The 24,104-nt window shown below is 29.1% G+C and carries 25 protein-coding genes and 2 pseudogenes; 11 read left to right on the top strand and 16 right to left on the bottom strand.

What is annotated here, in order from left to right:
* Positions 1 to 4 precede the first annotated feature (4 nt).
* The 11 genes from CQA42_RS02005 to CQA42_RS02055 all read right to left on the bottom strand — a co-directional run bounded on the left by CQA42_RS02005 (position 5) and on the right by CQA42_RS02055 (position 9,859).
* Entirely contained in the window at positions 5 to 1,084 is a 1,080-nt protein-coding gene (locus CQA42_RS02005) for a DegT/DnrJ/EryC1/StrS aminotransferase family protein (protein ID WP_258865525.1), read from the bottom strand.
* Positions 1,068 to 1,850 (bottom strand): DUF6492 family protein, encoded by a 783-nt coding sequence (locus CQA42_RS02010; RefSeq protein WP_115583020.1) that lies wholly within the window; start codon positions 1,848 to 1,850, stop codon positions 1,068 to 1,070. Before CQA42_RS02010 ends, CQA42_RS02005 begins: the two co-directional genes overlap by 17 nt.
* A 221-nt stretch (positions 1,851 to 2,071) precedes the next feature.
* The gene (locus CQA42_RS02015) at positions 2,072 to 2,827 is read right to left on the bottom strand and encodes a DUF1796 family putative cysteine peptidase (RefSeq protein ID WP_115583021.1); all 756 of its coding nucleotides are present in this window, start codon (positions 2,825 to 2,827) and stop codon (positions 2,072 to 2,074) included.
* Positions 2,824 to 3,843, bottom strand: coding sequence for a radical SAM protein (locus CQA42_RS02020; RefSeq protein WP_115583022.1), 1,020 nt, complete (start codon positions 3,841 to 3,843; stop codon positions 2,824 to 2,826). The genes CQA42_RS02015 and CQA42_RS02020 overlap by 4 nt, the downstream gene beginning before the upstream one ends.
* Positions 3,830 to 4,723 carry a glucose-1-phosphate thymidylyltransferase RfbA gene (gene rfbA, locus CQA42_RS02025; protein ID WP_115583023.1) on the bottom strand — a complete coding sequence of 298 codons (894 nt, stop codon included), beginning with the start codon at positions 4,721 to 4,723 and terminating at the stop codon, positions 3,830 to 3,832. The genes CQA42_RS02020 and rfbA overlap by 14 nt, the downstream gene beginning before the upstream one ends.
* A 38-nt stretch (positions 4,724 to 4,761) precedes the next feature.
* Positions 4,762 to 5,598, bottom strand: coding sequence for an FkbM family methyltransferase (locus CQA42_RS02030; RefSeq protein WP_181881453.1), 837 nt, complete (start codon positions 5,596 to 5,598; stop codon positions 4,762 to 4,764).
* Between the two features lie 61 nt (positions 5,599 to 5,659).
* Positions 5,660 to 5,926, bottom strand: coding sequence for a hypothetical protein (locus CQA42_RS02035; RefSeq protein ID WP_115583025.1), 267 nt, complete (start codon positions 5,924 to 5,926; stop codon positions 5,660 to 5,662).
* Between the two features lie 10 nt (positions 5,927 to 5,936).
* Positions 5,937 to 6,188, bottom strand: a complete 252-nt coding sequence (locus CQA42_RS02040) for a DUF2018 family protein (protein WP_181881454.1) — start codon at positions 6,186 to 6,188, stop codon at positions 5,937 to 5,939.
* The gene (hisD, locus tag CQA42_RS02045) at positions 6,178 to 7,482 is read right to left on the bottom strand and encodes a histidinol dehydrogenase (RefSeq protein ID WP_115583027.1); all 1,305 of its coding nucleotides are present in this window, start codon (positions 7,480 to 7,482) and stop codon (positions 6,178 to 6,180) included. The genes CQA42_RS02040 and hisD overlap by 11 nt, the downstream gene beginning before the upstream one ends.
* A 100-nt stretch (positions 7,483 to 7,582) precedes the next feature.
* Complete coding sequence (locus tag CQA42_RS02050) at positions 7,583 to 8,023, bottom strand: DNA starvation/stationary phase protection protein (RefSeq protein ID WP_115583028.1); 441 nt, start codon at positions 8,021 to 8,023, stop codon at positions 7,583 to 7,585.
* 111 nt (positions 8,024 to 8,134) lie between these two features.
* Positions 8,135 to 9,859, bottom strand: coding sequence for an ATP-binding protein (locus CQA42_RS02055; protein ID WP_115583029.1), 1,725 nt, complete (start codon positions 9,857 to 9,859; stop codon positions 8,135 to 8,137).
* A gap of 77 nt (positions 9,860 to 9,936) precedes the next feature.
* Here CQA42_RS02055 and CQA42_RS02060 point away from each other — a divergent pair, with 77 nt between their 5' ends.
* The 3 genes from CQA42_RS02060 to CQA42_RS02065 all read left to right on the top strand — a co-directional run bounded on the left by CQA42_RS02060 (position 9,937) and on the right by CQA42_RS02065 (position 11,807).
* Positions 9,937 to 11,259, top strand: a complete 1,323-nt coding sequence (locus CQA42_RS02060) for an aminotransferase class V-fold PLP-dependent enzyme (protein ID WP_115583030.1) — start codon at positions 9,937 to 9,939, stop codon at positions 11,257 to 11,259.
* 122 nt (positions 11,260 to 11,381) lie between these two features.
* Positions 11,382 to 11,516 carry a hypothetical protein gene (locus CQA42_RS08395; RefSeq protein ID WP_258865526.1) on the top strand — a complete coding sequence of 45 codons (135 nt, stop codon included), beginning with the start codon at positions 11,382 to 11,384 and terminating at the stop codon, positions 11,514 to 11,516.
* A gap of 108 nt (positions 11,517 to 11,624) precedes the next feature.
* Entirely contained in the window at positions 11,625 to 11,807 is a 183-nt protein-coding gene (locus tag CQA42_RS02065; RefSeq protein WP_115583031.1) for a hypothetical protein, read from the top strand.
* Between the two features lie 199 nt (positions 11,808 to 12,006).
* On the opposite strand, the gene CQA42_RS02070 is transcribed toward CQA42_RS02065, so the two are convergent.
* Entirely contained in the window at positions 12,007 to 12,813 is an 807-nt protein-coding gene (locus CQA42_RS02070; protein WP_115583032.1) for an HNH endonuclease, read from the bottom strand.
* 105 nt (positions 12,814 to 12,918) lie between these two features.
* Complete coding sequence (locus CQA42_RS02075; RefSeq protein WP_220271577.1) at positions 12,919 to 13,359, bottom strand: integrase core domain-containing protein; 441 nt, start codon at positions 13,357 to 13,359, stop codon at positions 12,919 to 12,921.
* A gap of 42 nt (positions 13,360 to 13,401) precedes the next feature.
* Between CQA42_RS02075 and CQA42_RS02080 the strand changes: the two genes are divergently transcribed.
* From CQA42_RS02080 to CQA42_RS02085, 3 genes are read left to right on the top strand one after another with little or no spacing between them, the layout of a single operon-like run.
* Positions 13,402 to 13,854: a hypothetical protein gene (locus CQA42_RS02080; RefSeq protein WP_115583033.1), complete on the top strand. Its 453-nt coding sequence runs from the start codon at positions 13,402 to 13,404 to the stop codon at positions 13,852 to 13,854.
* Positions 13,847 to 14,059 (top strand): hypothetical protein, encoded by a 213-nt coding sequence (locus tag CQA42_RS08165; RefSeq protein WP_147289247.1) that lies wholly within the window; start codon positions 13,847 to 13,849, stop codon positions 14,057 to 14,059. Before CQA42_RS02080 ends, CQA42_RS08165 begins: the two co-directional genes overlap by 8 nt.
* 8 nt (positions 14,060 to 14,067) lie before the next feature.
* Positions 14,068 to 14,832: a class I SAM-dependent methyltransferase gene (locus CQA42_RS02085; protein ID WP_181881455.1), complete on the top strand. Its 765-nt coding sequence runs from the start codon at positions 14,068 to 14,070 to the stop codon at positions 14,830 to 14,832.
* 25 nt (positions 14,833 to 14,857) lie between these two features.
* Here the strand turns inward: CQA42_RS02085 and CQA42_RS02090 are convergent.
* A pseudogene (locus CQA42_RS02090) lies at positions 14,858 to 15,007 on the bottom strand (flagellar basal body protein); the annotation flags it as partial.
* Between the two features lie 152 nt (positions 15,008 to 15,159).
* On the opposite strand from CQA42_RS02090, the gene CQA42_RS02095 reads away from it, so the two are divergent.
* The 3 genes and pseudogenes from CQA42_RS02095 to CQA42_RS02105 all read left to right on the top strand — a co-directional run bounded on the left by CQA42_RS02095 (position 15,160) and on the right by CQA42_RS02105 (position 17,585).
* Positions 15,160 to 15,783 (top strand): trimeric intracellular cation channel family protein, encoded by a 624-nt coding sequence (locus CQA42_RS02095; protein ID WP_115583035.1) that lies wholly within the window; start codon positions 15,160 to 15,162, stop codon positions 15,781 to 15,783.
* Between the two features lie 72 nt (positions 15,784 to 15,855).
* Positions 15,856 to 17,401, top strand: a pseudogene (locus CQA42_RS02100) (DNA polymerase III subunit gamma/tau); the annotation flags it as partial.
* Positions 17,402 to 17,462: 61 nt separating this feature from the next.
* Complete coding sequence (locus CQA42_RS02105) at positions 17,463 to 17,585, top strand: ATP-binding cassette domain-containing protein (RefSeq protein ID WP_220271578.1); 123 nt, start codon at positions 17,463 to 17,465, stop codon at positions 17,583 to 17,585.
* Positions 17,586 to 18,035: 450 nt separating this feature from the next.
* Here the strand turns inward: CQA42_RS02105 and CQA42_RS02110 are convergent, their stop codons facing one another.
* Positions 18,036 to 18,413 carry a hypothetical protein gene (locus CQA42_RS02110; RefSeq protein WP_115583036.1) on the bottom strand — a complete coding sequence of 126 codons (378 nt, stop codon included), beginning with the start codon at positions 18,411 to 18,413 and terminating at the stop codon, positions 18,036 to 18,038.
* A 396-nt stretch (positions 18,414 to 18,809) separates the two neighbouring features.
* Here CQA42_RS02110 and tkt point away from each other — a divergent pair, with 396 nt between their 5' ends.
* Both tkt and CQA42_RS02120 read left to right on the top strand, forming a co-directional pair.
* Positions 18,810 to 20,684 (top strand): transketolase, encoded by a 1,875-nt coding sequence (tkt, locus tag CQA42_RS02115; RefSeq protein WP_115583128.1) that lies wholly within the window; start codon positions 18,810 to 18,812, stop codon positions 20,682 to 20,684.
* The gene (locus CQA42_RS02120) at positions 20,681 to 22,825 is read left to right on the top strand and encodes a PD-(D/E)XK nuclease family protein (RefSeq protein ID WP_115583037.1); all 2,145 of its coding nucleotides are present in this window, start codon (positions 20,681 to 20,683) and stop codon (positions 22,823 to 22,825) included. The genes tkt and CQA42_RS02120 overlap by 4 nt, the downstream gene beginning before the upstream one ends.
* On the opposite strand, the gene CQA42_RS02125 is transcribed toward CQA42_RS02120, so the two are convergent.
* Positions 22,822 to 24,084 (bottom strand): acetyl-CoA carboxylase biotin carboxylase subunit family protein, encoded by a 1,263-nt coding sequence (locus CQA42_RS02125; RefSeq protein ID WP_115583038.1) that lies wholly within the window; start codon positions 24,082 to 24,084, stop codon positions 22,822 to 22,824. The two genes, CQA42_RS02120 and CQA42_RS02125, sit on opposite strands and share 4 nt — an antisense overlap.
* Positions 24,085 to 24,104 lie beyond the last annotated feature (20 nt).

Here is a 24,104-nt window from a genome sequence, read left to right on the forward strand (position 1 = left end):
CAATCTACCTTTTTAGAATCTTTATTATCAAATCTTGTATTTTTCTATCTAGCCCAACATAAAGAGGCAAGCACAAGATTCTACTTGCAATATTTTGTGATATTTCACAAGGAGTATTTGTATCTATATATGGCAATGTATCCAAGCTTGGATAAAAATATCGTCGTGGAAAAATGTCATTTTTATTTAACTCTTCTATGCCTTTTAAAAGAAAATCTTCATTCTTAAATAAAATTGGAAAATAATGATAGTTATTTGTAGAATCTTTATTTAATATTTGCATATCAAAATCATCTTTTAGATTATTAAAATAATACTCCCAAATATCCTTTCTTTGCTCCATGATAAAATCAATATCATCCAAGACACAAAGCCCCATTGCAGCATGAAATTCACTATTTTTAGCATTGATTCCTAAAATCTCTGGAATCGTATTTTTTAATCCAAAATTAATAATACTTTTTGCTTCATCTAAATAATCTTTATTGCGAAATACCAAAGCACCGCCTTCAATGCTATGAAAAATTTTTGTAGCATGAAAAGAAATAGTAGAAATATCACCATAACAAAAAACGCTTTTATTTTTGTATTTCACACCAAAAGCATGTGCGGCATCAAAAATGAGTTTTAGGTTGTATTTATTTGCGATATTTTGTAAAGATTCTATATCACAAGTATTGCCAAATACATGCACGCCCAAAATTGCACTAGTATTTTTTGAGAAAAGTTTTTCTATTTTTTTTGTATCAATACAAAAACTTTTATCATCAATATCGCAGAATCTAGGTTTTATATTTTCCCAAATAAGGGTGCTTGTAGTCGCAGCAAATGAAAATGGAGTGGTTATAACTTCATTTTTTATATCTAATACTTTATATGCAATCTGCAAAGCTAAAGTGCCATTTCCAACTAATAATAAATTTTTAACACCTAAATAATCACATAATCTATTCTCTAGCTCAATACTTAGAGGTCCAAAATTTGTCAAATGATTATTCTTCCAAATCTTATCAATATATCTAAAATACTTATCCTTATTTGGTAAATAAGGCTTACTAACATTTATTTTATTTTTTATCTTCACTATTTTTTCCATCAATATTTTTAAAATCCCTTTTATAAAAACCAAAATAATAATAAATTCGCATTAGATTCTTAAATCCTAGAATCTTTCTTAAAAATCTATTATGTAAAATCTTAGCAAAGCTAACAGGCTTATCCCAATGATTAAATTGCAACAAATAATAAACCTTAGCAAAATCTTTTAATAAAGAATCGCTCATACTTGGAATCTCACTATAAAATCTACCTCCACAGCGATATACAGGAATATATCTAATATCATAAACATCATAACTCAAAGCAAAATTTGCATAAGTCTCAAACTCACTAAAACTATATTTATCTTTATTGCTACTTACAAGTCTAATAATTGGCTCATAAAATAAAGTAGGATTATTTGCATTTAGAGCTTTGCATAAATCTTGCATTATATTTTTATTAAAAATCATAAATTCACACATATATTGATGAGCAATATCTATTTTTATATTTAATAACTTTTGTATAGTCATAAAATATGGGTGATTTATATCTATTTTTGTAGGCATAGCATTTAAAAATACTTTATCAATTTTCAAATCCCTAATTAGCAGACAATCAGCATCAAAACTCAAATAAAACTCCCTTTTACAAATAAAACTATAAGCCATTTTCAAAAATTGTTGAAAAAACCAACCCGCATCATCATCAAAAAACTTACGCAAATACGCAATATCAAGACCATCTAATAATAAATCTTCATCTATAAATTCTATTTTGCTATCAATCCTTAAAACACTCTCATTCATATTAGAATTAGCAATAATTACTATATCTTTAGAATCTATTTTTTGCTGCTGCCCCCCCCCAATTAATATATAAATGAGATTTTAGACTAGATAGGGCATGTGGCAATATATGTAAATCTTTAGCTGCTGTAGGCAAAATAACTTTCATTTTTTCTCCTAATATCTATCATTTAAAATATCATTATGTTTAAAATCAATACGCCTAGATAATCTCACAAGCTTCATACCCCCCCCCATTTCTTGTAGTTTCCAATCCAAATTGGAGCATTTTTTTCATTCTTTTTTAGTGGATATACATTATCAAAACAATACTCTAATATGTCTAGGCTAGGTGAGATTCTAAAATGCTTCTTGTAATCTATATTTTTAGATTCTCGAAAATTTAATAGTGTGATTTTTTTATTGTATTGTTTTTGAAATTTTTGTAAAAAATCGCTTAGCTCTTCTATGTTCTCTTGCCTACACGATACAAGCACAATATTTTTGGCTTGTTTTAGAAATCTATCTATCCTTTGGAATCTTTCTATTTGTTTATTATAAAATTTAGGAAAATCCAAATCCAAACTAGAGTTTTTAAAAAAGTGATGTCTTGCTATCATACCGGTATCTTTATCTATCACAAAGCGACAATTACCATTATCAAGAGCTTTTATCTCATCTTCATAATGATTGACGAAAAAGTTTTTAAAGCCATTTTTATAAGCCTCAAGCACACAATCTAAACTATAATATTTCATCCAATCAATGGGCGAACTAAATTTTCTTAATTTATAATAATCCATATAATACGCAGCTTGACAATGATTTCCGATACTTAGGACAATGTCAGCCTTAATAATCTCTCTAAAATGCAAGATTCTATGGCTCCAAACACTTACAAAAAACTTAGCATCACTAGGAAGCCATCGCAAAAATTTTGCAAACTTAAACAATCGTGGATAAGCAAGTAGGTAATTTTTAATAATTTGCTTTATCATAGAAACTCACTATTTGTAATGCTAAGATTTAGCTTATTTAATGTTCTATTAAAGCTATCATTTCTACACAATATTGGACAAGAAGAACAATCTATAGAATTATAAACTTCTCTTATCCTACTTCCTCTCCAAATATCTTCTAAACTCTCATCTCTTAAATCACCTAATAAATGCCTTTTGCTTTGTCTAAAATGCAAACAAGCCCATACCTTGAAATCTGCACTAATCACCGTGCTAAAAAACATTCCATGGCATTTATTGTAGCCCCTATCTTTGATATTATGCATTTCTTTGTATTTTTGATAACTAGCTACGATTTTAAAATTAGAATCTTCGTATTTTGATCTTAATTCTTCTAACTTTGGTGTAATATCCAAACTATCACCGGTAAATGGGCGAAATTGTGCAAAATCAGCACCTCTATCTTTTACGATTTTTACAAAAGATTCCATATCGCATTCTGTAGTAGAACTTGTAAGAAAACCTACTCCAAAACTAGTTTTAGAGTTTAATCTTTGTTTTGTTTTTGCAAATTTTTCTATATTTTCTAATGTCTTTGCAAAAGATTTAGCATTCATTCCATGAATTTTAAGATACATTTCCTCACTTCCAGCATCAAGTGAGATTCTAAAATACTCTAAATTTGACGCTATTAGCTCACATTTTGCATCATCAAGATTCATACCATGAGAATTAAGACCTAGATTTTGATTAGAATTTTTTAATAATTTTATTGCATATTCAAAATGAGGGCTGATTGTGGGTTCCCCCCCCCCAGAGAGAATTACGCCTTTATTATCCATAGCTTTTAGATTGTAAGCTATTTTTTCTATTTGTTCTTTGCTTAATTCTGCATTATTTTCATTGTTACCACAGCAACCTGGACAATTATGATTGCACTTATTTGTCAAATCTAATTCTGTAACTATCAAAGTTTTATGTGAGTTTAGAAAATAATCAATCTTATTTGTATATTGTAAAATCTTTTCATCTGAATTGAAATTATTTATTTTCATTATTTTTACCTTTTAATAAATCTAGCAAATATTTTCCATACTCACTTTTATGAAGTTTATCTATACTTTTTTGCAATATGAAATCATCGATCCAACCATTATAATATGCTATTTCCTCAAGACAAGCAATTTTATAATTTTGCCTATTTTCTATAGTAGATACAAAGTTGCTAGCCTCACACATAGATTCTGGTGTGCCTGTGTCAAGCCATGTAAATCCTCGCCCAAGCGCTTTTGTCTTTAACTTTCCATTTTTTAAATATGTTAAATTTACATCTGTGATTTCTAACTCACCTCTTTTGCTAGGCTTTAATGACTTTGCGATATCAATTACATTATTATCATAAAAATAAAGACCTGTTAGTGCATAATTACTTTTTGGATTTTCTGGCTTTTCTTCTAAACTTAATACATTAAAATCATCATCAAATTCAACAACACCAAATCTATTTGGATCTTTTACAGGATATGCAAAAGTTATTGCTCCACCATTTTTAGAATCTAATTCCATACATTCATTTAATATATTTTTAAAACCTTGTCCATAAAATATATTATCACCAAGTATTAGGCTTACACTATCTTGCCCAATAAATTCATCACCTAAAATAAAAGCTTCAGCAAGCCCATTTGGCTCTTTTTGAATCTTATAATCTATATGAATGCCTAGTAGCTCTCCATTACCAAAAAGATATTTAAAACGTTCAATATCTCTACTTGTTACAATGATTAGAATCTCTCTAATCCCAGCTAGCATAAGCACTGATAAAGGATATAAAATCATAGGCTTATCATAGATTGGTAAAAGTTGTTTTGTAATTGCTAAAGTAGTTGGATACAATCTAGTTCCACTACCACCAGCTAAAATTATACCTTTCATTTACTATTCCATATGCTTCAAGTAAATGCAAATTATATCTAATCTTTATGAATTGCAAATAACACACTCTCATATCTTCCAAGTGTAAAATGATCAAAATAAAATTTATAACTTGGCATAATCTCATTTAATAACAATGGAATCCTAGTATAGTCAATTGTGCTATGATAAAGGCAGATTGCAATTTTTGGTTTGAATTGTTTTATACTTTCTTTTGCTCCAAGTAATGTATCAAACTCACTACCTTCTATATCTAATTTTATAAAATCAATTTTAGAAATATTATTATTTTTTACAAAATCATCTATACTTAGTGTCTTTATTTTTGAATTAGAAGAATTAAAATTTATAGTCGCACTGCTGCCACTACCTATGCTATCTACAAAAGTATCAGAATCTGCATATAATGGATGTTTTACTAATACTATATTATTAATATGGCTATTCATTTTAAGGTTTTTATTAAATAATTTTATATTATCCTCAATAAATTCAAATGCAAAAACTTTTCCACTCTCACCTACTAAATTTGCAAAATAAAGTGCAGTATCACCGCAACATGCACCACCATCGATTACATAATCACCTTTTTGTGCTTTGATTAGATTCTTGTATGAATATTGTTCTAAATAAAAATCACAAAAAATGCCATGTAAAGAGTAATACAGCTTGATAGGGGCTAAATTTATCTTGGATAAATCATATAAACAATAATCATATGGATTTTTCTTTATATCATCACATCTAGCAAGTATAATATTTTGATAATATCTCCAAGTATGACTATAATAAAGACATATTAAAAAACCTTGCTTTTGACTTACATAATTACAAATAGCACTTAGATAGAGATTCTTACTATATTCATCATTCAAAATGGAGCAAACTTTTGAAATATCTTTTAGTTTAAAATAAAATGCAATTTTATTTTTAGCCTTATACCCCCCCCCATAGGCTTATTCTTGATAATTTCATATCTAAATTTGAAGATTCATAATCATTGCCTTTTAAATCATAATAATAATTTAAACCAAATATTAATTTCATTCTATTTTTAATATTTCTTGGAATAAGTAAAAAAGCAAAAATACCAAATGGTAAGATAAAATAAATCTTTTTTAAAGTTTCTTTAATATTAGATTCTACTTTATCATTGCTAATGAGGCTTAATATAGAGTATATATACTTTTTAAATCTATTCATCATTTTTCCTTTATTCTTGACTTAAAATTTCTGACATAAGCCTAATTGCCAAGTCCTGCTTTATGGTATTTATTCTATCTTTATAACTAGATTTTATCTCGCTATCTTTTTTTAAACCCTCTTCTGCTGCTATTTCCAAGATTGCATAATCATTCAAAAATCCCTCAAGTGAATTTTTTATAGCCTGTGGTGAGGCATTTTGTAATATCTTTACTAAATGCTCTATTATATCGCCATCAAAAATATCATAATTAAAATCCATCATTTTTTCCTAATCTAATTTCAACAGATTTTTTATGAGCTTCTAAGCCCTCATTTTCTGCTAGTATAGCACAAGATTCTCCTATAGATAAAATTGCTTCTTTTGAAAAGCTAATAATAGAACTCTTTTTTACAAAATGTTCTACACTAAGTGGAGAAAAAAATCTTGCACTTCCACCTGTTGGAAGTGTATGATTTGGTCCTGCGATATAATCACCAATTGGCTCTGGAGTATTTTCTCCTAAAAATATAGCACCTGCATTTTCTATAAAAGGCAATAAAACATGTGGATTCTCACACATTATTTCTAAATGTTCTGGAGCAATTTCATTCATAAGTTTTATAGAATCTTGCAAGGATTGGGTAATAATAATACACGCTCTATTATTGATAGATTTTGATGTGATTTCATATCTACTTAGTTTTTTTAATTCACTCTCAACTTCAATATTTACTTGTTTTGCTAGATTGAAATCATCTGTAATAAGAATCGAGCTAGCCATTTCATCATGCTCTGCTTGTGATAATAAATCTAGGGCTATATATTTTGGATTTGCATTTTTATCTGCAATAATTCCTATTTCACTAGGACCTGCAATCATATCAATATTTACATCACCAAATACAAGTTTTTTTGCAGTGGCTACATAAATATTTCCTGGTCCAGTTATAACATCTACCTTTTTAAAACTCTCACTACCATATGCCATAAATCCAATAGCACTAGCCCCGCCAACCTTATAAATCTCTTCCAATCCACATATATGAGCAGCAGCTAAAAGTAAATCATTTGGTTTATTTTCTGGTGTAGGTGTGCAAACTATAATCTCTTTTACTCCAGCTACAATTGCAGGTATGGCATTCATAAGAAGTGAGCTAGGATATGCAGCTTTTCCTCCAGGTATATACAATCCAGCACGTTTCATTGGAGCGACTTTTACGCCAAGCATTGTGCCATTTTCTTCAAAATCAATCCAAGATTTTTCTTTTTGTTTTGCATGAAATGCACTAATACGTTCAAATGCACATTTTAGGGCATTTTTTAAATCTGTTGGTAGAGTATTATATGCTTTTTGCAATAAACTTTTATCAATGATAATATCCTCAAAGTTTTTAGGATTCCATCCATCAAACCTTGCAATATGAGATAAGAGTGCGTTATTGCCATTTACTTTAATATCATTTAAGATTCCATTGACTACAGATGAAACATTTTCTATATCCATATTACCACGATTTAGTAAATTATTAAATTTTGCATTAAAATCGCTATCTTTTGTATTTAAGATTTGCATGTATTATCCTAGAAATATTTATAAAATTGATATTATAGAGAGATCAGATTAGATATTCTTAAATTTTAAGAATATCTAAAAATAGAAGGAATTTATAAGCTTATTTTAATTGAGTTTTAAGCATCCAGATTTCTTTTTCTAGAACTGCTAAGATTCCATTTGCATAATCAGCACTTACTTTATCTTTTGCATCATCTGCTACATCTGATAATTCTTTAAATAATTTCATAAAGTATTCAAAGTCATCAAGAATAATCTTTAATACTTGAACTGGTTGAAATGCTGTTGCACTTTCTTCTTTGATTTTTGCATTTTTTAAAATATCTACTAATGTTACATATGGTTTATCACCTAATTGAATGATTCTTTCTGCTGCATCATCAAAAACATCTGCAAATTCATCATATATTTTTTCAGTAGCCTCATGAATTGGTTTAAACATTGGTCCTTCTATATGCCAATGTAAATTATGTAATTTAGTATAAAATACTAGACTATCTGCTTGAATTTGTTTTAAAAGTTGAGTTACTTTTTGTGACATTTTTTGCCTCCAATTTTCTAATCTATAAAATTTACTAAATAATAAAATTTATTATTTAGGTAATTGAAATCATAACATAAAAAATTAAAAAATACTACAAAAAAATTATTTTCATTTTAAAAATCCTAAAGATTTAAAATCTTCAAAATTACTATTTAGCTCCCTGTTAATTTCATTTATAAAATCTTGATTGCTAAAGATAGGATTAGACATCGCTGCAACTTTGTATGCAGTGTTTTCAATAATTATTTTAATCTGTCCGCCACTAAGTTCATAAGAGATTAATTTATCTACATCAAAATCTTTTGAATATTTAGCCTTTTTTGGAAGCATGATATTCCATATCTCCTTTCTTTGGGATATATTTGGCTTTTGGAATTCAATTTTATAATTAAATCTCCTAGAAAATGCAAAATCGATATTATCAAGCAAGTTTGTTGTAGCAATCAAAATCCCATCAAATTTTTCTATTTGCTCTAAAAATATATTTTGCATTTGGTTATACATTTTATCCACACTATTACCTAAAATACTTCTTTGACTCAAAAACTGATCTGCTTCATCAAGCAATAAAATCGCATCTTTTTTTATATCTCTTGTGATATTTTTATATGTATCAAAAATGCGACGAACATTTTTTTCACTCTCACCAACATACATTGATAATACTTTTGAACAATCAAGGCTAAGTAAAGGCTTTTTTAATACATTTGATAAAGCATAAGCTGTTATTGTTTTTCCTGTGCCAGGATATCCATAAAATATAATCTTTGCATTAATGCCTTTATTATTATCTTTTATGCCCCATTGTTTTAATCTATTTACAACACTAGAATCTAGCTGTTTTATAAGCAAATCTAGTGTCTCTTTGGTTTTGCTTGAAAGTATGATATTGTTTAGATTCTCTTTTGGAAATATTAACTCAAAAATATCCTGATTTTTCATAACAGAATCTATTAATATTTTATTTGATTTTCTTTGCGGATGTAATAGCTGCTGCAAAATATTTGCTGGAATATAAAAGCTCTTGTTTATTATCCCACCAAAAGGACTTAAAATATCCTCATCATAATCAATCAATCCATTTTTTATAAGAGCACTTTTTTCATCAAAAATATATTTATTACTAAGCTTTGAATAATCATCATTACTAATTAGCTCAATTAGCGAATTAATCTCTCTTGCTCTTTCATTTTCTGCATAATATTCTTCTTTTAAAAGTGCAAAAAATATAATTTTTTCTTCTTCATTGAGATTAAAAGGTCTTAAAAATGAAATAATATTTAGCTTTTTTTGTGTAATTTCTAGTCTTTTGCTTATGCAATTTTTAATAGAATTTATATTTGAGAGAATCTGCGAATATGCTTTGGATTCTATTTTGGAGATTCTGCGTAAATATGCTGATTTTTGCATCAAATTCACTCTTAAAAACTCATCTTTTAAATAATCCAAATCATCTTTATAAGCTACCATTTTTGGTAGATTAAAATTATTTTCACCATTTTCTAAGATTCTCAAAAAACTTACACTTAGGCTTATATTGGCATTTAAAAGCTCGAGCAAAGCAATATCACTTGAATATATATCACTATTTAAAGAAATATATTCTAAATGAAGCAATGATTTTATATGTTTTAAATATTTAATAGATTCTATTCCTTTTGTATTAAAAACTTGTTCTAAAAGATTTAAAACCAAAAAGCTATTTTGATTTTCAAGCAAAGAATATGATAAAAACTGCAAAATTTTTGCCTCATCAAGAGAACAATCAAGGCTTTTTATAAGCTTATTTTTAGATAAATTTTTTGAATTTATAAAATCAATATAATGTTTCAAAACTAGTCCTAAAATAGTATTTGGTAAAATGCTAACCTAAATTAGTTTTTATTTATCTTTAATATTTGGATTTATAGATGAATTTTTTTGATAGATTGATTGTTTGTGATGATAAATTGGAGTTTGTTAGAAATGATATTATCTTAAAAAAAGATAGTTATTATTTTGATTGGACAGCAAGTGGATTAGAATCTAAGAGTATAAAAACTAGATTAGAATCCATTCTACCTATATATGCAAATACTCACTCTAATAACACAAAACATGCAAATATCATCTCAAATTTATACATAGAATCCAAAGCAAAAATAAAAGAATTATTAGAATTAGAAGAAGATTTTATCATCATTCCAAGTGGATTTGGTGCAACTGGTGCGATGAAAAAATATCAAGAGATATTTGGAATCTACGCTTCACCAAAATTAAAAAATAGAATACAAGATTTTATCTCAAATAAGCCGCTTATGCTTGTTGGACCTTATGAACATCATTCAAATGAAATTAGCTTAAGAGAAAGTATTTGTGAATGCATAAGAATCCCGCTTAAAAATGGATTTATAGATTTAGAATATTTACAAAAAGTATTAGATTTAAATAAAAATAGAGAAATCCTTGCTTCAATAAATATCGCTTCAAATGTAAGTGGTGTTATCTTGCCTTATGATGAAATATCGCAGATTCTACGATCGCATAATATTAGCATAGCCTATGATTTAGCAGCACTGATATCTCATAGAAATATAGATTCTAACCTATTTGATGTAGCATATATGTCACCTCATAAGTTTCTAGGTGGTATTGGAAGTTGTGGGATATTGTGTATTCGCAATAAATATCTAAATATAGACATTCCACCTACTTTTAGCGGAGGAGGCAGTATAAAATATGCCTCAAAAGATTCTCATTATTATATAGATGATATAGAATCTAGAGAAGATGTAGGCACTCCGCCGATTTTAGGACTCTTAAAAGCTATGCTTGCTTGCAAATATCGAAATGAAATTGGACTAGATTTTATACAAAAAAGAGAAAAAATCCTAAGCAATATTTTTATAAATGAGCTAAAAGATTTGCAAGGCATAGAAACATATGAGATAAATAATAATGCAGCAAAAATACCTACAATTAGTTTTAATATAGAATCTATTTCACCTTATGATTTAGCTTATGAATTATCTTATAAATATAATATTCAAGTGAGAGCTGGTTGCACTTGTGCAGGACCTTATGGACATGATTTGCTAAAGAGAGAAACTATAATTGATATAAATAATCTTAGTAAAAATCCGCATTTAAAGCCATCGTGGCTAAGAGTAAGCTTGCATTATAGTCATAATTTTAATGATATAGAATATTTACTAGATTCTATAAAAAAAGCAAAAAAACGACTTGGAAGATAAAGCAAAGCTTTTATAATACTATTAGTAACATTGTGATACTTAAATTAAGTAAATTTAATATTCTTAATATTTATTTGACATTTAATTAACACTTTTAATAAAATGCTAAGGATAACTTATACATGCGTATAATTATAGCTATTTTTGCGATTAGTGATTTTGAACAAAAAATGCAAAATGGAATCCGCACGATAAATCTTAAAGTAAATAATCTTGATAAAATGCTAGATTCTCTAATCAGGGAAAGAATTAGATAGAGAACAAAAAGCACTAGATTAAAAAAATGGATAGAAAATAATCTCCAATTCATAAAAAAGATTCCACAAAATCGCCCATTAATTTATTTTGCACAAGGTGTAGATGGATTGCAAAATACTTGTGATGATGGGAGTGAAAATGATTTAACAAAAAAGATTGGTGGAGAAAATATCATCAAATGTAATAATAATACAAATAGACGCCTAAATATCAATGCAGAACAACTTTTACAAAATGAACCAGATATTATTTTTGTGCGTGAAGTAGCTATGTTTAGAGAACTAAAATAAAATCCAAAAAGCTTTTGGGCTAATTTAAAAGCAGTAAAATATGGCAAAGTATTTTATGCACCTAGCTCACCTTCAAATTGGCTTCATCGACCACCATCTTTGATGCAAGGAGTTGGATTTAGGTGGGCATTTAGTGTAGTAGAAAATGCAGATTCTCTTGCAAAAGAAAAAATTCCTTTAGATGAAGATAACAAAAACGCTATAAAGGAATTTTACTCCCTATTGTGACTCTAGATGCATAACTTTTTTCCGTAAAAGTATTTTCTTTTTTAATCTCTTGAATTATTTCTAAATTTGATAACTGTTTATAAAATAAATCAAAATATATAACAAAAATTGATTTTCCAACCCTGTTAAGCAAATCATCTAAATTATCAACTGAACTACCTTGCAAATCTTCAGAAACAGATGTAGATTGTCTGGATTTTTTTTCCGTAGGACATGTTTTATTTTGTCCTTTTATTATACTTTTTATATTATCCATTATTGATTGAGCTTTTTGCATCTCTAAAATTATTTTTTCATAGGATTCCTGGTATTTTTGCCAAATATCTTCACCAACTAAGGCTTCTACATCTATTTGCTTCTTGGGAAAAGTTAAATCATATTTTTCAATTATTTTAATTCTCTTGCCTAAATCTTTTATGTTTCTTGTTTTTGGTGATTTTTCAGCATCACTTACAATCCATTCTTTCCAATTATAATTCCCTTTAGATTGATTACACTTTCCGCAAGCTGGCACTAAGTTTGCAATTTCTGTTATATATCCTGTATGTCGCTTATTAACTATTAAAGGATATAAATGATCCCATTCCGTTTTTGGATCTCCACAATAAACACATGTTACATTATCTTCTGTTTGTTCAAGAGTTTTAAGGGCGTTTCTAATTTCCTCATCGGATGGTTCTATAATTGGAACTATTCCATTATAAAATGAGTTTGTAATACTAGATGATCTTCCCTTTATAGTAACAGCTTTAGGCATGTTAAAAATATTCTTTTTCATAATTTATTATTTGACCTCCGATTCGCCCCATACGTACAATTCACACATCAACTTTGTCCTGCCCAAAGTGAACTTGGACTTTTTTAGGAAAGCTTATAAGGTGGTTTAAGCCTGCTGCTGTTGCAGCCAATAAGCTTTTCTATTGATATCTGCAGTATACAGTTTTTCTCTTCGTTCTGCAAGCCTTGATTCTTTTCTGACCTCAAAATAATCTTGAGGAGTCAGATAAAGAAGTGCCCCGTGTAAGCGCTCGTTGTTGTAAAAATCAATCCACTGTGCCATTTTTTCCTTTGCATCTTCATAGCTGAAGTATGCAGTCTGGCGGACGTGTTCAGTTTTCAGCGTTGAATGAAATCTTTCCAGTTTGCCGTTGCTCTGCGGATGGCAGACTCTTGCTGCCGTTTCGTAAAGTTCAAGCAAAGAAATCAAAGACTTGAAATCCTGTGAAATGAACTGCTTTCCGTTGTCGTGGATGATTCTTGCCCTTGCTTCCGGATACTTTTCTTTTACCCTTGCAACCAGAAGCTCAATGTTTATGCCCTCCATGTTTTCGCATAATACCCAGTCCAGAATCTTTCTGCTGCAAATATGCAACACGCAGAATATTTAAGCGTAGGCAGCAATCTTGGTAAAATCTATATGAGTGCAAGTCTCTCAAACATCAAACGCACTCATTATATTATGTCAAAAAGCTTTACACCTACACAATTTCAAAATGATTTAGATAGGATAAATTCATATTATTCAAATACAAAAATCGCCCTAAAATTAGGTCTAGTGCCAAATGATAGTGATGAATATGTATTTAATGCTAATTATTCAAAAGGAAGCAAAGGTGGGATTCCAAGCACTGCTTCACAGACAAATTTTTGGAATTGGCCAAATTATGATAAATGGCATGTAAATTATATTGGTAGAACAAAGCTAAATGATAGTTTTATGCTTCATACAAAAGCATGGGTTGATGGCTTTTATAATAAGCTAAATATGCTTGGTAGATGGAATGGAAATACAATTGTTAGTGGCAGAATTAATGGCTAGTCTATTTATGATGACTATACGCTTGGGGCATAACAATTGCCAACAATTCTATAATGTAAAAGGCTTTAATACTCATGCTTTTGGAACTGAAGAAAGAAATAGATATTATCGCAGGAACAAGGCTGATAAGAAAAATATATCAAGGAATCCAGGGTATAATCAAGAAGGGCGTAGAATCTATATGGAACTTAGCTTAAAATATTAAGGAATAAAGTGAGAGAAATTACAAAATCAAAAGAAATTAAAAATCTATGGGATAAAAAAGCACAAAATTTTCCACGATTTGGAGAATTTAAAGATGAAGATAATATTATTTTTGAATATTTTAGCAAAGATGGTGAGATTTGGAAGGATAAAATAGTGCTAGATTTAGGTTGTGGAAATGGTAGATATGGGCTATTTTTTGCAACCTTAGCCAAAAAAGTTTATATGCTTGATATTTCTCCTAAAATGCTTGAAAATGTTGCAAATGATGCTAAAAAATTTGGATTTAATAATATAGAAATTCTTTGTTATGATTGGAGTGATTTTGAGCCAAAAGATCTTAATGTAGATATTATATTTACAAGCCTTACTCCTGCACTAAATAATTTTGAAAATTTTAAAAAGGCTTATACTTTGGCAAAAGAAGCTATGTTTTATGTTGGTTGGGGGCGAGTAAGAGAATCTAAAATTTTAAATGAAGTTTTCAAATCTCACAATAATAATCAAGTAGTCTTACCAAATGGTGCTGAATTTGTATGTGAATGTTTAAGTAAAATGAATGCAAAGATTCCAGAAATCAAATACATTACAAAAGAAATAACACATCAAAAACCACTACAAAAAGCGATTTTGGATATTTCTTGGCAATTAGAAGCCCATGGGATTAAACCGGATTTAGAAATTATTCAAAAAATCATCAAAGATTATACAAAAGATGGAATCACAAAATATACAACTAAAATGGAAAATGGACTTTTGTATATACAAAAATAAAACATGAGATTAAAAATTATCATCCTTGCAAAACTTGATAAAACAAATCTGCAAATTCTGCTCTCTGCTTTTTATAGCCTGTGGTATTGACATTAGCAATATTGTTGGAGGTATTGTCAATTTGAAGTTGCTGCCCTAACATACCCGTAGTGGCAGTATAAAGAGCTCTCATCATTCTTTATCCTTTGTAAATAGAATCCGCAATGTGCGTATTTAGACATATTCAAGCAAAACTAATTCCATAACTTCAATTTTATAGATTCTATAAGTTCATAATGGCTAAAATATCTCTTTGTATTTTATATATTAAAATCTTTAAGGATACAAATGCTCCTCACTACGCTCTATATCATTGCTATTACTGCTGAAGGAATGACAGGTGCGCTTGCTGCTGGTAAGCATAAAATGGATCTCTTTGGCGTGATATTTATTGCACTTGTTACTGCCATTGGTGGGGGTTCAATCCGAGATATTTTGCTTGAGCATTATCCGCTTACTTGGGTGGCTCATCCTCAATATGTTGTGCTTATTTGTATAGCTGCTCTCCTCACAACACGAGTGCCCCGCGTAGTTGCGCGAAGTGAAAATGTCTTTTTAACTCTTGATGCTATAGGCTTAGTTGTTTTTAGCATTTTAGGCGCACAAGTGGCTCTTGACAAAGGCTATGGATTCATTATCGCTGTAAGTTCAGCAGTGATTACAGGAGTGTTTGGGGGTATTTTACGCGATATTTTATGTATGCGAATCCCTCTTGTCTTTCAAAAAGAAATTTATGCTGGTATTGCTCTGCTTTCTGGTGCTCTCTATTATGTCTTCCTTGAATATGTACATTTAGATATTATGCTTGTAACACTTATTGCCTTAGTTATTGGTGTGAGTGCAAGACTTTTGGCAATTTTTTATAAACTCTCCTTGCCTGTATTTAATTATGAAGAAGACAAGAAAGAGTAGGCTTTTTTATATGCAAGTTTTTAGATTTTTTTTATACAATATAACTTCAAGTTTGTTTTGTGAGGATAGATGATGAGTTCTACTGCCTTAGCCTTAAAGTATCGCCCTACTTGCTTTAGTGATTTAGTAGGACAAAATGCGATTTCTCAAACACTCTCTTTGGCATTAGATTCTAAACATCTCTCACACGCTTATCTTTATTAGTGGATTGCGTGGAAGCGGAAAAACAAGTTCTGCAAGAATCTTTGCTCGCGCACTGCAATGTGAATCTGGACCAACAAGCACACCCTGTGGAACCTGTGCAAGTTGTGTAGAAGCCTTGCAAAATAGACATATGGATATTATCGAAATGGACGCTGCAAGCTCAAGAGGAATTGATGATATTAAACGAGTTATTGAACAAACAAAATATAGCCCAAGCTTTGCACGATACAAAATTTTTATCATCGATGAGGTGCATATGTTGAGCAAAGAAGCTTTTAATGCTTTGCTTAAAACACTTGAAGAACCGCCAGAGTTTGTAAAATTTATCCTTGCAACCACAGACCCGCTCAAACTCCCTGCGACAATTTTAAGTCGCACACAGCACTTTAGATTCAAACAAATCCCCCATAGGCTTGTTGTGGAGCATATCAGCAATATTTTAAATAAAGAAAATGTAAGCTATGAAGTGCAAGCACTTGATATTATTGCGCGTAGTGGTGCGGGAAGTTTGCGTGATACGCTCACCTTGCTTGACCAAGCAATTATTTTTTGTAAAAATCATATTGAAGTCGCCGGAGTGAGTGATATGCTAGGTGTGGTTGATCCACAAGTGCTAAAAGATTATTTTTACAGCATTGTGCATAAAGATTCACAAAAAATGCAAAGTATTTTAGAATTGCTTTTTGAATATGAATGCGAGATGATACTTGATGAGATGATGCTTTTCTTGAAAGAAAAATTGCTACAAAAAGACGCAGATTTTCCACCCCTGCTTCTTGACCGATTTGCAAGGATTCTAACAGAATCTAAAATGCTCCTTAGCCTCAATACCGATGGAAGTTTTGTCTTGCTTCTCTGTAGCCTCAAAATGCAAGAAGCCCTCAAAGTAAAAGATATAGAATCTATGATACAAGAGCTTGAAAATGAACTTTTTTCATCTCAAAATACAACACTTACATCACCTACACAACCTAACCCCACAACAAATAATACAAACCAACACATAGAACAAAATGTAACCCCTATCTCTCATACATCTCAATCTCACAGAGATAAAGAAACTATCTCACATACACAGCAAGACGCTCCTATACAGACATTTAATGCAAAAATACATTTTGATAATCTCATCACTAAAATCAAAGATCGCAATGCAGAGTTAGGTATCATTTTTGAACGCAATGTGCATTTTGTAGAATTTGTAGAAAAAGATAAAATCTTGCGTTGGCAAAGTATCGCACAGGGGAAAGACAAAGAGTTTCTTAAAGAATATGGCAAAATTATCCGCACACTTGTTTATTCAATTTTTGGCGATAATACACATATTGAACAAGTGAGCGCAGACGACAGCATTCAAACAAAACAAGATTCCTCGCCAAATCTTTCACACAATGAAACTAATATATCTTATTCACAACACAATATAGAATCTACAACGCAAACGCAAAATATGGGCTTTTGGATATTCAAAATATTTGATAAATAGTGCTAAAAATGTGCTAAATGATATGAAATTATTGCATTTAGCAAATAATAAATTTAATAATTTAAGTGGCGGACAAAAACAAATGGTGCTAATTGCTAGAGCAATAATGTAAGATTGTAAAATTATGATTTTAGATGAGCCTACAAGTGCGCTAGATTTTGGAAATAGTGCTAAAGTTTTAGAGATTCTCTAAAATATAAAAGATAAGACTATCATACAAACAACACATAATCCACACAATACTTTTTTTTAGCGATAAAATCGTGCTTTTAAAAGATTCTAATGTATTTAAATATGGTGATAAAAGTATCATAAATACACAGAATCTAAGTGATATTTATGGGATAAAAATGGACAAGTATCCAAGTAAATAGGCAAAGTATAATCCAAAAAATATAAAGTATCTTAAATGCTTTCATATTGTCCCATTTTTTGCATTTATTGCCCCAAATAATATCAAGCTATAGATTCTATTTTTTAGAATCTCTCAATTTTATTTATGTTATCTATATCTTGCATGCTTTATACAATAATAATCTATCAATTTTTTCCATATAAATCCTTAAGAATAAAGCATTCCACAAAACTTTAGTATTTTACGCATTATAGGATGTATTATGGGATTAACAATGTAACTAACAAAAATAGAGAATGGCAATCCACTTAGTGCTAATACACCAAATATTATGACCTTACCTTTATGCAAAGGTCTTGGAGTTTTACCTATTTTGCGCATATTGATAAGTTCTACTATACAAAATGCGATAATGTTTCCTATCAAATATATGGGTATAAAAAATGCAACAATCATATTGTATTCCGCGTATTCTGTTTCTATAGGATAATCAATACCAATATCTTCTTTGCGATAAGGAAAATCAAAAGGCACATGCAATGCAATAAAGCATTCAAATAATATAAATACAATAGCATACCCCAAAAAATAATATATTAAAAGCCATCTGAATAAATAGCATTTTTATAAATAAAACGATTGTAAATATAAAAAATTAGTATATATGTCAGTAAAACCCATATATTAGCTCAAAAATAAAAAATAGACCTAAACCTAACCCAGATAAGATGCTATCAATCATTGATTCTATCCTTTTGTGTCATTATAGAGTTTTAAAGGCAAAATCTCTAAATTTTAATTAATTATAACTCTCATTTAAATTTTGATAGATTCTATTATATTTTATATATCGATTTTAAAAGAGAGTAAATCTAAAAATTAAATACAAATTAATTTATTTTGTATGATAATTTGCCACTAAAAAATTACAAAAATTAGATTTATTTCAAAGGGGCTTTAATAGTGAATCTTGAAGCAAAAATGTCAAATACATTAAAATTCTTATCTGCTGATATGGTAGAGATGGCAAATAGCGGACATCCAGGAGCGCCAATGGGGCTTTCTGATGTGCTTACAATATTATCAAAACACATCATTCACAATCCAAAACAACCAAAATGGATAAATAGAGATAGGCTGATTTTTAGCGGTGGGCACTGCTCTGCTCTACTTTATAGCTTTTTACATTTATGTGGATATAAAATTTTGCTTGATGATTTGAAAAAATTTAGATCACTAGATTCTATTACTCCAGGACACCCAGAATATGGACTAACTGATGGTGTAGAAATGACTACAGGACCACTTGGGCAAGGTGTCGCAAATGCAGTTGGTTTTGCTATGGCTTCAAAACTTGCAAAAAATATGCTTGGAGAAGATTTGATAAATCATAAAGTATATTGTATATGTGGCGATGGCGACTTACAAGAAGGTATAAGCTATGAGGCTTGCTCACTTGCTGGACTTCATAAATTAGATAATCTAATAATCATCTATGATAGCAATGATATTACAATTGAGGGTGAGATAAAAATTGCATTTGATGAAGACATAAAAAAGCGATTTGAATCTTGCGGATTTGATAGCATACAAATTGATGGACATAATTTTATAGATATAGAAAATGCCTTGCGAAAGGCAAAAAAATCAACCAAACCATTTTTAATTATTGCAAAAACAAAAATAGCAAAAGGAGCAATGGAACTAGAGGGAAGCCACAAAAGCCATGGTGCTCCACTTGGCAAAGAAATATTACAAAAAGCAAAAAAAGAAGCAGGATTTAAAGAAGATTTCTATATCCCACAAGATGTAAAATTAGCATTTGAATCTTGCAAAGAAATCGGCGATATGCACTATCAAATATGGCTTAATAAACTAGAAAAATCAGGCAAACAAGCCTTACTAGATGAACTTTTAAATCCTAATTTTGATTCTATAAAATATCCTACTTTTAGTAAAGATACTAGCACTAGAGTTTCAAATGGTGAGATTCTAAATACAATATCAAGCACTCTAAAAGGCTTTGTTGGCGGGAGTGCTGATCTTGCTCCATCAAATAATACAAATATAAAAAATAGTGGTGATTTTCCAAATGGAGTAAATTTGCATTTTGGTATTAGAGAGCATGCTATGGGGGCGATAACAAATGCCTTTAGTGCGTATGGGATTTTTATTCCATTTTGTGCTACTTTTTTTGTATTTAGCGATTACATGAGCCCTACTCTTAGAATAGCAAGTATCAGCCATCTAAAAAATTTCTTTATTTTTACACATGATAGTATAGGCGTTGGAGAAGATGGGGCTACACATCAGCCAATAGAACAGCTTAGCCATTTTCGCTCTATGCCAAATCTATATGTTTTTAGACCTGCGGATGCAAATGAAAATATAGAATGCTGGAAAATTGCCCTAAAATCACAGAATCCAAGCGCTTTTGTGCTAAGCAGGCAGAATCTTCCATTGCTAGAATCTTGCAATATAGATTGCACAAAAGGTGCTTATATCATAAAAGATTCTAAAGATGCAAAGATTATTCTTTGTGCTAGTGGGAGTGAAGTGCATTTAGCACTCAATTGTGCAAAAGAATTAGAAAAGCAAGGAATAAATACAAAAGTAATAAGCGTGCCTTGCTATGATTTATTAGTAAAGCAAGATAAAAAATTCATAGATTCCTTATTTGATAAAAATGCTAAAGTATTAGCGATTGAAGCATCAAGAGGGTTTGAGTGGTATAAATTTGCAGATGATGTTATAGCAATGGATAGCTTTGGCAAATCTGCAAAAGGCGAAGTTTTGTTTAATCATTTTGGTTTTAGTGTAGAAAATGTCATAAATAGGGCTAAAAGTCTTTTATGAGATTATTTATATTTCCAACAAATCGAGCATTAAATAATTTTTATATAAATTATAAAGATAGCATACTACCAGATGCAACGACTATTGGAAGTTTTTTTGAAGAAATAATAATAGTAAATGGCAAATCAAAAATACCAAAAAAGCTAAGAAAAATCATACTTTGGGATATTATTAGTAGATTTGAAGTAGAAAAAATCGGATTTGATAAGACATTTTTGCGATTTTTAGAAAACTCATCATTTTTATTTAACTTTTTTGATGAGATAGAATCTGCAAATATAGATATAAAAAATATCGATATTAGCGATACTTATGGAGATTATGAGGATCACTTAAGAATCCTAAATAATATTTATAATGCTTATAAAAAAAGATTAGATGAACTAAATTTATATGATAATCCTACAGAATATAGACTAAATACCGCATATATAAAGTATTATAAACATATTGAAATATATATCGATGGATTGCTTAGTAATAAAGATTTTAATCTAATAAAAGAGATAGCAAAATATAGCAATATAGATTTAATTTTTGAGTGTAGCAAATATAATAAAACTATTTTTGAGAAGCTTTTTAATCAAAGATTTAAAATAGATATAAAATATACAATAAGTATAAATACCAACAAAATAAAAGATCAAATATCACTAGATACAAAAAAGCCAAATATATCAATTTATAGTTTTTCACTGCGATTAAATCAAGCATTGCTTGTGATTGCAAAAATAAATGAATGGCTAAAAAATGGTATTGAAAATATTGCCGTAATACTTCCTAGTGAGGATTTTAAAAAATATTTAAAATTATTTGATAAAGCCAAGAATCTAAACTATGCAATGGGATTAGAAGATTCTAATACCATATCAAAAATACGAAATTTAGAGCTAAAAATAGATAATTCAAAATCAAAACTCTTAAATATTATAGAAAATATAGGCACAATAAAAGAAAATCTAAAAGATGAATTATTAGAGCTAACTAGATTTGAAAATCTATTTGAAAACCTTGATTATAATGATATATTAGAATTTATTATCAATAATATTAAAAATATAGATGACACACATGGCGGAAAAGTAAAAGTCATTGGAATCTTAGAGACTAGAGGAATTGCATTTGATAAAATTATTATTGTTGATTTTAATGATGAATTTTTACCAAAAATAAATGACAATGATATTTTTATAAACTCTAATATAAGAAAAAGGGTAAATCTCCCTACAATAAATGATAAAGAGAATCTCCAAAGACACTATTATGCAAATCTCATTAATAATGCAAATGAAGTATGTATCGCTTTTGATGCTAATAAGATTCGCTCTAATTTACTTGATGATTTTGAACTATATGATGTAATTGATGGAGAGAGTTTGTGGAGTTTTTTTCCAAAAAACTTACAAAAAGAATACAAAGAAGATGAAATCATCGCAAATTTTGAGGATAAGAATCTATCTGCTACAAAAATAAAAACTTTTTTAGATTGCAAACGAAAATTTTATTTTTGCTATATTGCAAAACTAGCTCCAGATGAAATCGATATAGAAGATACAAGTGCATTTATAGGCAATGTAGTGCATGATATTTTAAAAGATTTAGGAGATGATTTTAAAATAGAATCTTTTAAAAAAGCTCTAAAAATTAGAGAAATGAATATACTAAATAGAATAGATATGGAATCTTTAATATTTAAAATCAAGCCATTTATAGAATCTAATTATGAAATTTTGCAAAAAAATAGGCAGATATTAAATAGAGAGTTTGAATTTAAATATGATATTTTTGGATTTGCATTTAGCGGAAGAATAGATAGAATAGATAAAGATAAAAATGAAATACATATCATTGACTATAAAATAAAAAATAATTTTGATATAAAAAAAGAGAGATATTTACAACTTCTAATATACAAAAAAGCTATTAGTGAGATTTATAAAGATTATTATATAAAAGCTGCTTATTATGATGTATTGAATGATAAATTGCATTATATGGATAGCAAAGATGAGCAAGCAGAAGAAGAGATATTGCAAGAGGTATTGACGCTACTAAAAATAAAAAATATAAACTTTGAAAAAACAAATAATAGCAGTATATGTCATTATTGTGATTATAAACATTTATGTGATATGTATTAAAACTTTATACAATTAGGCAATAAATCAATTTTATTTTGTAAGTCATGCTCATTTTTAGCAGATAAAAAAACAATACCTGCTTTATATTTAGAGGTATCATCGATTATATCACCACTTTTTGCCCATATTATAGAATCTAGCAAATGCTCACCAAGCAAAGTTAAATCTATATTTTTAATTTTGCCTCGTTTATTGCTCATTATACATGCTCTTGCAAAAAATCTTTTTGCATTAATATGATTTATAATCCCACCATTATATTGATATTTTTTAGGTATAAGAATCCTCCTATCAAGCACTTTAGATTCTATAGAAGAAAAAATATTTGTGATTTTATCTTGATTATGTGCTTGGATACAAAGACTTGGATAGTCAATCCCGCAAGCTTGCGATACAAACTCATTATACAAATCACCGCCCATTCTCCTACAAGATTCTACGATAAATGGCATTATTTCATTATTTTTATTCTTGTATAAAATGATTTGTGTATGAAAGATTCCATCTTTTAGATTTAGGATTCTAGCAATTTGTTCTATTTGATTTATCACCTCTTTGATGATTTTTGAAGTAAATTTTTTACTTGTTGTTGTGCTAGATACAGCAAAAGGATTGAAACAATGCTCTTCATTATCATAAAAATAAAATACTACTTTTTGATTTTGCAAAATAACACTAAAGCCATGATTGCTACCATCTATAAACTCTTCAACGACAATACGACTGCTTTTAGAATTCATAAATGCAAGTTGTAATTTTTCATACAAATATTCATTTGCATATGCGATATTTACGCCCTTGCCAGTAGCAAAATCAACAGGTTTAATAATAATTTTAGAATCTTTAAAATTATTTGTAATCTTTAAAATTGCTTCATTGATATTATCAAATCCCATTGCCTTGGGACAAGGAAGTTTATTTTCTTGTAAAAATTTACGCCATAAATCCTTATAGTGAATAATTTTTGCAGTCTCTAAAGTATCAAAATTACCAATTTTAAGCTTATTTGCAACATAGCTACAAGTAAGAGTAGATACATCATCACAAGAACTAATAATTGCATCAATTTTTGATTTTTTTGCTAGTTCTAGCATAGAATCCATATCGCTATAATCACACAAAATCACTTCATCTGCAAAACTATGCCCTAAATCATTTGGATTATTTCCACTTGTAATAACATAATATCCTAACATCTTAGCAGATTTTATAGTAGGGATATCAGCAAACTTGCCACCTGCTATTAGTAGCTTTTTCAAAATCTCTCCAGCATATAAAT

Origin of the sequence: Helicobacter sp. MIT 99-5507 (assembly GCF_003364295.1) — a bacterium.
Classification (GTDB): domain Bacteria; phylum Campylobacterota; class Campylobacteria; order Campylobacterales; family Helicobacteraceae; genus NHYM01.

Bases quoted from the DNA above. Each gene is read 5' to 3' on its own strand.
- CQA42_RS02010 (WP_115583020.1), bottom strand. From the start codon at position 1,850: ATGAATGAGAGTGTTTTAAGGATTGATAGCAAAATAGAATTTATAGAT.
- CQA42_RS02015 (WP_115583021.1), bottom strand. From the start codon at position 2,827: ATGATAAAGCAAATTATTAAAAATTACCTACTTGCTTATCCACGATTG.
- CQA42_RS02020 (WP_115583022.1), bottom strand. From the start codon at position 3,843: ATGAAAATAAATAATTTCAATTCAGATGAAAAGATTTTACAATATACA.
- rfbA (WP_115583023.1), bottom strand. From the start codon at position 4,723: ATGAAAGGTATAATTTTAGCTGGTGGTAGTGGAACTAGATTGTATCCA.
- CQA42_RS02035 (WP_115583025.1), bottom strand. From the start codon at position 5,926: ATGAATAGATTTAAAAAGTATATATACTCTATATTAAGCCTCATTAGC.
- CQA42_RS02040 (WP_181881454.1), bottom strand. From the start codon at position 6,188: ATGGATTTTAATTATGATATTTTTGATGGCGATATAATAGAGCATTTA.
- hisD (WP_115583027.1), bottom strand. From the start codon at position 7,482: ATGCAAATCTTAAATACAAAAGATAGCGATTTTAATGCAAAATTTAAT.
- CQA42_RS02050 (WP_115583028.1), bottom strand. From the start codon at position 8,023: ATGTCACAAAAAGTAACTCAACTTTTAAAACAAATTCAAGCAGATAGT.
- CQA42_RS02060 (WP_115583030.1), top strand. From the start codon at position 9,937: ATGAATTTTTTTGATAGATTGATTGTTTGTGATGATAAATTGGAGTTT.
- CQA42_RS08395 (WP_258865526.1), top strand. From the start codon at position 11,382: ATGCGTATAATTATAGCTATTTTTGCGATTAGTGATTTTGAACAAAAA.
- CQA42_RS02070 (WP_115583032.1), bottom strand. From the start codon at position 12,813: ATGAAAAAGAATATTTTTAACATGCCTAAAGCTGTTACTATAAAGGGA.
- CQA42_RS02075 (WP_220271577.1), bottom strand. From the start codon at position 13,359: ATGGAGGGCATAAACATTGAGCTTCTGGTTGCAAGGGTAAAAGAAAAG.
- CQA42_RS02080 (WP_115583033.1), top strand. From the start codon at position 13,402: ATGCAACACGCAGAATATTTAAGCGTAGGCAGCAATCTTGGTAAAATC.
- CQA42_RS08165 (WP_147289247.1), top strand. From the start codon at position 13,847: ATGGCTAGTCTATTTATGATGACTATACGCTTGGGGCATAACAATTGC.
- CQA42_RS02095 (WP_115583035.1), top strand. From the start codon at position 15,160: ATGCTCCTCACTACGCTCTATATCATTGCTATTACTGCTGAAGGAATG.
- tkt (WP_115583128.1), top strand. From the start codon at position 18,810: ATGTCAAATACATTAAAATTCTTATCTGCTGATATGGTAGAGATGGCA.
- CQA42_RS02120 (WP_115583037.1), top strand. From the start codon at position 20,681: ATGAGATTATTTATATTTCCAACAAATCGAGCATTAAATAATTTTTAT.